Origin of the sequence: Rhodococcus xishaensis (genome assembly GCF_004011825.1) — a bacterium.
Taxonomy (GTDB): Bacteria; Actinomycetota; Actinomycetes; order Mycobacteriales; family Mycobacteriaceae; genus Prescottella; species Prescottella xishaensis.
Genome location: NZ_RKLO01000005.1, coordinates 363,437 through 375,494 on the forward strand (window position 1 = coordinate 363,437; position 12,058 = coordinate 375,494).

The 12,058-nt window shown below is 70.9% G+C and carries 7 protein-coding genes; 3 read left to right on the forward strand and 4 right to left on the reverse strand.

Annotated features, from left to right (window positions below; genetic code table 11):
* Positions 1–59 precede the first annotated feature (59 nt).
* Positions 60–4,373, forward strand: a complete 4,314-nt coding sequence (locus tag EGT50_RS13950; RefSeq protein ID WP_206615835.1) for an alpha-(1->3)-arabinofuranosyltransferase — start codon at positions 60–62, stop codon at positions 4,371–4,373.
* Here EGT50_RS13950 and EGT50_RS13955 read toward each other — a convergent pair.
* The gene (locus EGT50_RS13955) at positions 4,280–5,479 is read right to left on the reverse strand and encodes an acyltransferase family protein (protein WP_206615827.1); all 1,200 of its coding nucleotides are present in this window, start codon (positions 5,477–5,479) and stop codon (positions 4,280–4,282) included. The two genes, EGT50_RS13950 and EGT50_RS13955, sit on opposite strands and share 94 nt — an antisense overlap.
* Before the next feature lie 203 nt (positions 5,480–5,682).
* Here EGT50_RS13955 and EGT50_RS13960 point away from each other — a divergent pair, with 203 nt between their 5' ends.
* A complete protein-coding gene (locus EGT50_RS13960) occupies positions 5,683–6,846 on the forward strand; it encodes a DUF3068 domain-containing protein (protein WP_127955241.1) in 1,164 nt (387 codons plus the stop codon).
* 171 nt (positions 6,847–7,017) lie between these two features.
* On the opposite strand, the gene EGT50_RS13965 is transcribed toward EGT50_RS13960, so the two are convergent.
* Both EGT50_RS13965 and EGT50_RS13970 read right to left on the reverse strand, forming a co-directional pair.
* Entirely contained in the window at positions 7,018–7,677 is a 660-nt protein-coding gene (locus EGT50_RS13965) for an MIP/aquaporin family protein (RefSeq protein ID WP_127955242.1), read from the reverse strand.
* Between the two features lie 151 nt (positions 7,678–7,828).
* Positions 7,829–9,040, reverse strand: coding sequence for a polysaccharide biosynthesis protein (locus EGT50_RS13970; RefSeq protein WP_127955243.1), 1,212 nt, complete (start codon positions 9,038–9,040; stop codon positions 7,829–7,831).
* Positions 9,041–9,072: 32 nt separating this feature from the next.
* On the opposite strand from EGT50_RS13970, the gene EGT50_RS13975 reads away from it, so the two are divergent.
* Positions 9,073–10,863 carry a hypothetical protein gene (locus tag EGT50_RS13975; RefSeq protein ID WP_127955244.1) on the forward strand — a complete coding sequence of 597 codons (1,791 nt, stop codon included), beginning with the start codon at positions 9,073–9,075 and terminating at the stop codon, positions 10,861–10,863.
* Here the strand turns inward: EGT50_RS13975 and EGT50_RS13980 are convergent.
* Positions 10,768–12,015, reverse strand: a complete 1,248-nt coding sequence (locus EGT50_RS13980; protein WP_127955245.1) for a glycosyltransferase family 4 protein — start codon at positions 12,013–12,015, stop codon at positions 10,768–10,770. The two genes, EGT50_RS13975 and EGT50_RS13980, sit on opposite strands and share 96 nt — an antisense overlap.
* Positions 12,016–12,058: the final 43 nt, after the last annotated feature.

Below are 12,058 nucleotides of genomic sequence, written 5' to 3' on the forward strand. Positions count from 1 at the left end.
CCCCCTCGACCGGTGGCCCCACCGACGGGGGCCCTACCGTCGAACCTTCGATCGAACCACTGACCCGGCGCTGGCTGATCGGCGCCGGGTTCGTCGCGCTGGTCCTGTGCCTGCTCCAATCGCCGGGACGGATCGTCGCCGACACGAAGTACGACCTCACCGAGAATCCGATCGGGTTCCTGTCCCGCGCCGCCCACCAATGGAGCAGTGTGGCGCCGCTCGGGCAGGTCCAGAACCAGGCCTACGGCTACTTCTTCCCGCACGGCGCGTTCTTCGCGCTAGGTGAGCTGCTGCGGGTTCCGCCGTGGATCACGCAGCGCCTGTGGTGGGCGCTGCTGATCGTCGCCGGGTTCTGGGGCGTCATCCGCGTCGCCGAGGCCCTCGGCATCGGCAGCCGCGGTTCCCGCATCGTCGCGGCCGTCGCGTTCGCGCTGTCGCCGCGAGTGCTCACCACGATCGGCTCGATCTCGTCGGAGACGCTGCCGATGATGCTGGCCCCGTGGGTGCTGCTGCCGGTGATCCTGGCCACCTCGCCCACCTGGCGAGGCGGCCGCAGCCTCGGGCGTCTCGCGGCACAGTCGGCGCTCGCCGTCGCACTCATGGGCGCCGTCAACGCGGTGGCCACCGCAGCGGCATGCCTCGTCGCGGGTCTGTGGTGGATCGCGCACCGCCCCAATCGGCGCTGGTGGGTGTTCACCGCGTGGTGGATCCCGAGTCTGCTGCTCGCAACTGTGTGGTGGATCGTCCCGCTGCTGCTGCTCGGCCGGGTCAGCCCGCCATTCCTCGACTACATCGAATCGTCCGGCGTCACGACACAGTGGACGTCCTTGACCGAAGTGCTGCGTGGCACCGACAGCTGGACACCGTTCGTGTCCCCCGAGCGGGTCGCGGGCACGGTCCTCGTCACCCAGCCCGTTGCCGTCGTCGCCACCGGCCTGATCGCAGCCGCCGGGCTGGCCGGGCTGTGCATGCGGAGGATGCCCGCCAAGGGCCGACTGACGCTGATTCTGTTCGTCGGCATCGCCGGACTCGGCGCCGGTTACATCGGCGACCTCGGGTCCCCGATCGCCGAGCAGGTCCGGGCGTTCCTCGACGGCAGCGGCGCCCCGCTGCGCAACGTGCACAAGCTCGAGCCGCTCGTCAGGCTGCCGCTCGTCCTCGGCCTCGCGCACCTGCTCGCGCGCGTGCCGCTACCAGGATCGGTGCCGCTGAGACGCTGGCGAACCGCGTTCGCACACCCCGAGCGCGAACCGATGGTCGCGGTCACCGCGCTGCTGCTCGTCGCGCTCACCCTCACGACCTCGCTCGCGTGGTCCGGCCGGCTCGCGCCCCGCGGCACGTACGACGCGGTGCCGTCGTACTGGCATGACGCGGCGCAGTGGCTCGCCGACAACGCCGCCGGCTCCGCCGGCTCAGACAGCACTGCCGGATCCGGCTCCGAGGCCTCCGGATCCTCCGACGCGCATGCCGAACGCGCACTCGTCGTGCCGGGCGCTCCGTTCGGGGCCCAGATCTGGGGCCTGACCCGCGACGAACCGCTGCAGGCACTGGCGTCGACCCCGTGGGCAGCGCGCGACGCCGTCCCTCTCGTGCCCCCCGGCGCGATCCGGGCGCTCGACTCCGTGCAGCGGCTGATCTCCGACGGCCGCCCGTCCGCCGGGCTCGCCGACACACTGCTCGGACAGGGCATCCGCTACGTAGTCGTCCGCAACGACCTCGACCCGCAAACGTCACGGTCCGCGCGCCCGATCCTGGTCCACCAAGCAGTCGAGGGATCGCCCGGTCTGGACAAGGTCGCACAATTCGGCGAGGACATCGCGCCCACCGACGACGAAGAGAACGTGGTGGTGGATGGCGACCTGCGCCCCGCATACCCGGCGATAGAGATCTACCGGGTCACCTCGCCGAGCGGCCCGACACCGCACGCCGGGCCGTACACCGTGGACCTGGACGCAGTTCCCGTCGTGCAGGGCGGACCCGAATCGCTCCTGCGGCTCGCCGAGAACGGCACCATTACCGGCCCGGCGCTGCTCGCCAGCGACGTGCGCCGGGCCGGGCGGGACGTCGGAGAAGTCACCGTCACCGACACTCCCACCGACCGCGAGACCGACTTCGGCCAGGTCGACAACCACAGCTCCGGGCTGCGCGCCCCCGACGACCCGCGCCGCACCTACAACGCGGTCCCCGACTATCCGGTCCCGGGCGCACCGCTTGTGCAGGGCGAGTGGTCGGGCGCGAAGATCACCGTGTCGAGTTCGGCCGCCGACGCCACCCAGCTCGGCGGCACCGCGCCGGGCAGCGGACCGGCCGCGACCGTGGACGGCGACCCGGCCACCGCATGGCTGAGCAACGGCCTCGAGACCGCGCGCGGCCAATGGCTGCGCGTGGACCTGGACACCCCGATCACCCGCGGCATGCTGCACGTGACGACCAGCCCGGCCGCGTTCGGACCACCGGTGAAGTGGATCCGCGTCGAAACCCCCAACGCCTCGACCTCGATCAAGATCGACAAGCCCGGGGAGCCGGTGTCGGTGTCGCTGCCGCCGGGCACGACTCCGTGGATGCGGATCCTCGCCACCTACACCGAGGACGGTTCCCCCGGATTCCAGTTCGGGATCAGCGAGCTGTCGATCGACGACTACTCGTCCGGCGACCCCGTCCCCGTTCCGATCGTTCACCGAACCGTGCTGCCCGCCACCCCGGAAGGCGCCCAGATCCGTGGCTGGGACCTCGGCCAGGAACTGCCCGGGCGCGCCGGCTGTGCCGACGGCCCGGACCGCGTCCACTGCAGCCCCGCGCTGGCCCTGCCGCCCGAGGATCCGGGCACATTCACTCGGACGTTGTCGGTGCCCGACGCCACCGCCGTCACCCCGGAGATGACGTTGCGGCCGCGGGCAGGGGCCCCGCTCGACGCGCTCGTCGCCGATCCCTCCGCGGTGTCCGCACGCGCCCCCGCCGAGGGTGTCGAACTGCGCGGTGGCGCGAGCGCCGCCGTCGACGGCAACCCCGCAACATCGTGGACGGCGCCCGCGGACAGCGCGCAGGGCAAGGGAGGCCTCCCGACACTGACGATCACCCTCCCGCAGCCGACGGTCGTCACCGGGCTGCACCTGACCACGAGCCTCGGAGAACTGCCGGCCGCGCCGTCGCGGGTAGCGGTCAACCTGGGCAACGGCCCGCAGACTCGCGACCTCGACGACCTCGACGACCCCGACGACTCAGCCGACGGGCCAAGCGCCACCCATACCATCGAGCTCGAACCACACCTCACGGACACGATCGAGCTCACGCTGGTGAAATGGCACGGCGTGCTCGATCGCACCGGACTCGGGTTCCTGCAGGCGCAGCCCCCGGGCCTGTCGGAAGTGGTCGCGCTCGGCGAGGACGGACGACCGGTGCCGGGCACCGCGACCGCATCGCCGGAGCGCACCGCGGCCGTGCCGCCTGAGCGCACGGTCACGGTGGGCTGCGACGCCGGCCCCACCATTTCCGTCGGCGGCGTGACGATGCGGATGTCGGTCACCGCGACCGCGCAGCAGCTGGCGACCGGGCAGCCGGTGTCCGCGACCCCGTGCGTGCCGGGCTCGATCCCGCTGCCGGAGGGGCGTCAGGACATCGTCGTCGCACCCGGTCCGGCGTTCACCGTCGACAGCCTGCAACTGAATGCGGGGCCGGAGCCGCCGACCCCGTCCGTCAGCGCACCGTCGGTCGGACGCTGGACCGAGAACCTGCGGGAACTCGACGTCGACGCGTCCGGCGCCGATCGGCTGGTCGTGGTGCCCGAGAGCACCAACGTCGGCTGGGTCGCGACCGCGCCCGACGGCACAGAGCTGCAGCCGATCGTCGTCGACGGGTGGCAGCAGGGCTGGATCGTGCCTGCCGGGACGGAGGGCACGGTGACCCTGACGTTCCCGACCGACCGCTGGTATCGCGCTGGGATCGCCTTCGGGCTGCTACTGCTCATCCCGCTCGCGCTGCTGGCGCTGGTTCCCCGTCGACGCGCAACGGATCCCGGGCCACCGCCACGACCGTGGCGCAGCACCTGGGCCGCGGCGCTCGGGGTAGTGGCGGTCGCGGGCGTCGTCGCCGGTCCCGTGGGCGCCGCCACCGCCCTCGGCGTCGCCGCCTGCGCGCTGGGACTGTCGCGGTGGAGGGGCGCGGTATTCGCCGTCCGGGTGATGGCCGCCACCGCAGGCCTTTCACTGGTGACCGCGTCGGTGCTGCTGTCGACCGGCCCCTGGCGGGCCGCCGACGGCTACGTCGGGCATTCGTTCCTGATTCAGCTGTTCGCGCTGATCGGCGTCGTCTGCGTCGGGGTGACGGCACTACCGCTGTCGCGTTCACCGATGTGGCGGCGCCGCTCCCAGCGGTGAACGGCGCGTCGCGCAGGATCCTCCACTAGCGCATAACTGGCCGACGCGACCGCGATCGACAGCACCGTGGTGACAGCGAGAACGAACCAGAAATTGCCGCTGAAGGGCGTGATCCCGAACATCGGGAAGACGATCGTCAGCACCGGGAGGTGCCAGATGAACACGCCGTAGGACCACCGCCCTACCGCCAGCGAGAGCGGGCTGGCCAGAATGCGGTGCCGGTGATGGGCGAGCGCCAACGGCGCGAGCAGCGCGAAGCCCATGACCGCACCGAGCGCGATCTTGGTCGCGTACTGCCACGGCTCCGGGCGCACGAGGCCCTCCGGGCCGGCCAGCCAGGTCGTCGACAACCCGAACGCGACCAGCGCGATCGCGGCCATCAGCACCCGACGTTCGGCGAGGCGGTGTACCCACGTCCCGCCGACCATCGCGAGTTCGGCGAGCAGCATTCCCGCCGCGAACCACGGGATGTAGCCGGGCAGCCAGTTGTCGTGATGGATGCCCGCCGGGGACGGCACCGGTAGGAACGCCCAGACCAGGCTCACCAGAGCCACCGTGAGCAGCACAGGAACCCGAAACCGTGCAGCCGCTCCCCGCAGCCTGACCAGCGTCAGAGCGATGATCGGGAGAACGAGATAGAACGCCACCTCAACCGACAGCGACCACATCTGCGTCAGCCCCTCGGTGAGGGTGAGTGGGACGAAGACCTGAATCAACGCCAGGTTCGCCGTCCACACCTGCCACCCACCACCGGCGGCCGGCAGGAACGCCAGCACCAGGACCACCGCCACCCAGTACGCGGGCAGGATGCGGGCCGCACGGGAGATCCAGTACTTGACGGTTCTCGGCGGGGCGCCCAGACCGCGGGCCGCGCCGGCGTGCGGACGCCACAGCAGGAATCCCGACAGCGCGAAGAAGACCGCCACCGCCAGATCGAACCGCCCCCAGATCCGGCCGACGACCGGGTCCCCGACGGCGCCGGTCTGGAAGGCCACGTGTGTCACGAGCACCCCGAGCGCCGCGAATCCGCGCATGCCGTCGAGAGCTGGTACGAAGGCCCGGGGATCGCCGACCGGGGCGGTCTGGCGCAGGTGATTGGTGTCCATCACGTTCAGTGTGCCTGCAGGTTGCAGACAAGCGAAAGAGCGACGTAATTCGCCCAGAATGTGGTGGGTGACGCAAACCAGACAGCGGGACTGTTAGTGTCTGGGCTCACGTGGTGTCCCAAAGTGGGCACCGTGCGACCCGCGCAGCGCACGTGCTGTCGGTGGGGGTATCTCGATTCAACAGCATTGAGTTAGGAGACAGCATGGCCGAGCGCTCAGGCCGGAGCCGGATACTTGCCAGCGTCCTGGTAGGCCTCGGGACCTTCCTACTGGCCGTCGCGATCCTCGTTCCCGCGTACAGCTTGGACAGGCTCAAGAAGACCCCCCTCGACCTCGAGGTCACCACGATCGCCTCCGGCACCGGTGACGTGCTCGACTCGGCGGCCCTGCTCGAAGGCCGGGCCCAGGTCGACACCGGCGTGCCGATCGTCGCGCAGCGCTACGTGATCGCCGAGGAGCCGTCCGACGCCGAGGTCGTTTCGCTTCAGGCCGGCCAAGCGGTGATCCGCACGGACAAGCAGGGTGACACCGGCCTGCTCACGGCGAGCGTCGACCGGGTCACCGTCGACCGGGTCAGCGCGATGCCGGTGGAGCCGCCGGTGGGCACCATCCAGACCTCGCTCGACATGCCGGCTACGGAGGTCTCCCACACCGGCCTGCAGTACAAGTGGCCTTTCGACGCGGAGCAGAAGAGCTACCCGTACTTCGACCTGAACATCCGCACGAGCCAGGACATCAATTTCGTTGAGGAAACCGAGATCAACGGAATGAGGGTCTACCACTACAGCCAGGTGATCGAACCCACCGACATGTTCGAGGCAGTCGGTGACCCCACCTACAGGCTGTCGCTTCCCGCCGAGACGTGGGGCGTTCCCGGCGGCGAGGAGCCGGTCACGATGACCCGCTGGTACCAGAACCAGCGCGACGTGTGGGTCGACCCGGTCACCGGCGTCGTCATCAAGGGCCAGGAGATGATGAACCAGTACTACGCCCGCGACAAGGACGAGCCCGAGGTGACCGTCCTCCAGGCTGTCCTGCCGTTCGAAGAGTCCACCATCGAGAACCAGATCAGCCAGGCCAAGGACGGCCAGGACCAGCTGGCGCTGGCCAGCCGGACGGTGCCGCTCGTCGCCGGCATCCTGGGTGCAATCGCGCTGATCGTCGGCATCGTGGTCGGCATCCGTGGTGGCCGCGGCGAGAAGGGCGCCGTCGCCGGCGGACCGGCGACCCCGCCCAGTGGGTCGGGGCAGGCCGGTGGCCGCGACGAATGGGCGTCGTCGGACAAGACCGAGGAGTTCCCCACGGTGCAGATGGACAAGGGCGATTTCGACGAGAGCGGCTTCACCGAGCCGCCGCGCCAGCAGTAGCCCCCGCAACCTGTTGACCACCGGACCCCGCACGGATCACCGTGCGGGGTTCGGCCGCGCATGGCTCCGACAACCCCAGACGGGACGGGATCTGGCCGCAGCCGCGCGAGCAGGCCCTCACACGGCGGTACGCCCGACGGCGCGCAGCCTGCGCCACCGTCTACGCTGCGATCACCGGTCGTCGGGGTTCAGCGCAAGGAAGAGGGCGCCGGCAGCCACGGCAGCCGGGAGTTGGGCCACCAGGTACACCCACAGCGTCGGCCACGCGAACAATCCCATCACGGCAGCACCAACTGTCACCGCCGGGTTGAACGCGCCACCTGAGATCGCTCCGACAGCGAATGCCCCTGCCACCACGGTGAATCCGACGGCCAGCCCGTAGAACGAGTTGTTCGGATGATCCTTGCTGGTGGCGACATTGAGGACAACGAAGCACAGGGCGAACGCGAACAGCAGTTCCACCACGAGAGCGGCTAGCAGGGTACGACCCTCCAACGTCAGTGTTTCCGCGGTCTCGACCTGCGCCGGAAACACGACCGCACGTACCAGTACAGCTGCGAGGAGTCCGGCCAGGAGCTGGACGACCCAGTATCCGACGGCGTCACGAAGTCCGATCCGGTGCCGTACCAGCACGGCCAGGGTCACCGCCGGGTTGTAGTGTCCACCGGAGATATGCCCGCCGGCGTAGATCATCACCATCAGGGTCGCCCCGATCGCCAACGGGGCGAACGGGGTGCCGCTGCCTACGGCGGCTCCGACGGTGAACACCAGGAAGAAGGTCCCGATCGCCTCGATCGTGTACCTCGCGCGAACATCGCGTTCACTGGTCATCTAACTACGTTCTGCCACAAGGGTTAACCCCGTCAAGTTCCGGTTCGCAAAGGGGACCAACCGGCCGTGGTCCAGTCCAACAAAACCCAAATCCGAACACCTTTTGCGCCAAAAGTGCGACGTGATTCTCTCGGGACGGGTCGTCCCCGGCCTAGCGTGTCGGGACGTCGGCGGACCGAGCGCTGCGCAGCACCAGCACCGCCACCGTGGCGGCCGTCACCGTCGCCACGCACATCGCGACCGCGACGAACTGGCGGACCGTGTCGGCGACGGTGAACATCAGCGCCGCCTCGATCGCGAGACCCACCCACGCGACTATCGCGAGGTGGGTGCGCTCCCCCGCGATCGCCGACAGCAGCACGCCCTGCAGCACCGCGAGCGCCGCACCGTTCCACGCGAACATCCACAAGATCCCTTGCACCGGCGCGTACTCGTCGCCGAACAGAATCGGCGCGAGCGGAGCTGCTACGACAGCACCGACGACTACGACGGCACCGAGCGCGACCAGGACCCCGACCGCCGACCGGACCGCCGACGCGGACTGCTTGGGATTCGCCATCTTCGGGTAGAGCACCACTCCTATGGCCTGTGGCAGCCAGAACGCGGCCTTGGTCACCACGGCTCCGGCCGCATAGAGACCGGCGTCGTGGGAGTCGAGCACCGCACGTGCGATCACGAGGTCCATCGACGACAGCGCGATCAGCGCCAACTGCACCTGCGACGCTCGCAGCACCGTCGCGACGCCTATCGCGGTTCCGCCACCTTGTTCACCGCCGCTGGGCACGCGGGCCACGATCAGTCGTGCCGCGAACGCCATGACTCCCGTACCGACTGCTCCAGCGAGCAGCGTCGGCCCCGGACCACCGCCGACCGCCAACACCGCCACCGCCGGAGCCACCCTCGCGATCCCGGCACCGGCCAGCACGACGCTCAGTTCCGCAAACCGGCCGGTGCCCTGCAACAGCCCCTGTTCGGTGGCGAGCAGCACCAGTAGCGGCGCTGCAACGAGTGCCGCCGATGTCGCACCGAGGCTCGTGTCGAGCGCCCACGACATCAACGGCACCAGCGCGAGCGCGACGGCGCCGACGATCGCTGCGCTGCGGTAGCCGAGCGCCCGCAAAGCCGGCTCGGACTTGCCGTGCACCACCTCGCGGGCCACGACGGTCTGCAACCCGAGCGCCGGCACCGCGAGGACCAGCTGCGCGGCGAGCAGGCTCGCAAACTCCCCGTACCCGGCGGGGCCGAGCCAGCGCAGCCCGGCAAGCGCGAGCAGGTAGGCGGCGATGTTCGCCGTCATCGACCCGATCGTCACCATCGTCATACCGGCGACGACGGTCGAGCCGGACAGGGATTGGCGTGGCATTCGCCCATGATCGCACCAGTACAGTGCGCGTCATGACGGCACGGCGCACAGCAACCACCCGAGCGGTGCCGATCCTGTACAGCGCCGCCCTGGCTGCGCTGGTCCTGGGCCCGCTGCTGGGCCCTGGCTACCTGCTGATCCGCGACGCAGTGAGCACCCCGCGGTCGTACCTCACCGACTCGGCACTGGGGCTCAGCGACGCCGCGGCCCGCGCCGTCCCGCAGGACTGGCTGGTCGCGGTGCTCAGCTCCGTCGTCGACGGCGGTGTCGTGGTCAAGACGATCCTGTTCGCGGCGCTGTGGCTGGCCGGCTGGGGCGCCGCACGTCTGGTGACGGTCCTGCTGCCCGGTGCCGGGTTGGGGCCGCAACTGGTGGCGTCGACGGTGATGCTGTGGAACCCGTACGTCGCCGAACGTCTGCTGCAGGGGCACTGGAGCCTGCTCACGGGCTATGCGGCACTGCCATGGATCGTCTGTGCGGCGGTCTCGATCCGACGCGGACGCCCGGGCGGCTGGTGGGCGCTCACCCTGTGCATCGCGGCCGCCGGCCTGACCCCGACCGGCGCGATCCTCGCGGCCGTCGTCGCGCTGGCCGTGCTGGGAGCCCCCGGCGGGCGCGGCTCGAGGGCGCCGCGCCTGCTGTGGACGGTCCTGCTGGTCGTGGCCGTGTCGGCGCCGTGGCTGGTAGCGACGGCGATGTCCGGCGGCGGGGCGACGTCGGACCCCGCCGGAGTCGCGGCGTTCGCCGCCCGCGCCGAGCCCGGCCTCGGCACGATCGGCAGCGTCGCCGGGCTGGGTGGGATCTGGAACGGCGACGCCGTGCCGGCGTCGCGGACGTCGCTGTGGGCGCTGGGAGGAACCGTCCTGCTGCTCGCGGTGGTCGCGTGCGGGCTGCCCGCGCTGTGGCGGCGCAGACGCAACCCCGTGGTCGTCGCGCTCGCGGTGCTGGCGCTCGCGGCGGTGCTGCTGCCCGCGCTGGCGGCCACCGGCTTTGGTCTGGCCGTCGGTGAGTGGGCCGTCGTCCACGTGCCCGGCGCCGGGCTGCTGCGCGACACCCAGAAGTGGGTGGCGCTCGCCGCGCCCCTGTACGTGCTGGCCGCGGCCGCCGGCGTGCGGTCGCTGAGCGCGCGGGTCTCGGTGCCCGCCGCGGTCCCTGTCGCCGCCGTCCCGGTCACCGTAATCGCAGCCGTCGTCCTGGCGCTGCCCGACTTCGCGTGGGGCGTCGGAGGAGCATTGAAGCCCGTGCAGTACCCCGCGTCGTGGCAGCGGGTCGTCGAACGGCTGGAGGCGTCACCGGAGCAGGGCGACGTCGCCGTCCTGCCGACCGGGATGTTCCGCATGTTCCCCTACAGCGGCGATGCGCCCGTTCTCGACCCGGCACCGCGGATGCTGCCGGTCGACGTGCTGCAGACCGGACAACTCGTGGTCGGGCAGGCGTCGACCGTCGAGGGCGAGGGGGCACGAGCCGCGCGCGTGGAGGAGCTGTTGCTATCGGGGGCCGCGCCGGACGAGCTCGCCGACCAAAGCGTGGGGTGGGTGCTCGTCGAGCGCACCACTCCGGGGCCGCTGGGCGAATCGCAACGGACCCTCGACCGGCTCGAACCGGTGTGGTCGGACGACGAGCTGGCGCTGTACCGGGTTCCGGGGGCAGCCGCAGCGCCGCCAGGTGATCGCTCACCCGCCGTCGCGGCGCATCTGGTGTGGGCGACGCTGCTGGTGGGGGGCGCGCTAGGTGCCCTGGGGTCCCGCCTGTGGTCCCACCGACGCAACCGCCCCGGCTTCGGCGCCGGCGATGAGACCCGACACGTGCCGTCCCGTGGCTGACGCGGCAAGCACGGTGTGCACACCGGCGGCGGTCTGCTCCCACGAGAACTCCCGGGCCCGCAGGCGGGCCTTGTCGCCGAGGTAGGCACGCAACTCGGGGTCGAGCAGCAGGGATTCCACAGCGGTCGTCAGCGCCGGCACTGCGCGGACATCGGATCCGGAGCCGTCCGAGTCGCCACCGACGAGCAGGCCGGTGACTCCGTCGATGATCGAGTCTGTGAGCCCCTTGGAGCTGCGGTAGCCGACGGTCGGGACGCCGTGCTGCGCGGCCTCGATCACCGCCAGGCCCCACCCTTCCTTGCGGGACGGCATGACATGCACCCACGCCCGCGCAAGCAGCTCGTGCTTGCGTTCCTCCGACACGTGGCCGTGGAAGGTCACCGCGTCGCCGATGCCGAGTTCGTCGGCACGCTCACGGAGGTTCTGCTCCCACCAGCCGCCACCGACGACGTCGAGATGCAGAGCTGGGATGGTCTGCCGCAGCTGCGCGACGGCGGCAAGGGCGTCCTCGATCTGCTTGTGTGGCACCAGCCGCGAAAGCACGCACACGCGCGGCTCCGCGGTGCGGGTGAGGTCGCCGCCGGGCTCGACTGCGGTCGGCATCGCGTCGGCGCCGTTGCGTACTACAGCAATACGGTCACGCTCGACGCCCAGATCGGTCAGTTCGTCGGCCGACGGCAGCGACACCGTCAGGTACTGACTGTCGCGGTGCACTCGCGGCGAGAGCCAGGACTCGATCCACCAGCCGACCCGTCCCATGAGTCGGCCGGCGACGGGCCACTGCTCGCGGTGGCAGTGGTGGACGAGCACCGTGACCGGGGCACCGGCGACGGCGCGTGAGAAGAACGGGATGCCGTTCTGGGTGTCGATGACGGCGTCGGGGCGCAGACCGGCGAGCGGACCGAGCCCGAGACGCCCGGCGACGATTGCGCCCAAGGCCCGCGGATACACCGTCAGCCGACCGCCGCCGCGGCTGATCCGCACGCCGTCGACGATCTCCTCACGCTGGGCACCGGGGTAGCCGGCGGTGCGCAGGGTCACCTTGATGCCCCGGCGCGCGAGCCCGGCCCCGACCTCCTCGAGGTACCGCTCACTGCCGCCACCCTGGGGATGCCCAGTGTCGCGCCAGCACAGCAGGAGAACCTCTCGCACGTGTGTGCCCCCTCTTCGGCTTGGCTGGACGGTCACCTGCGAC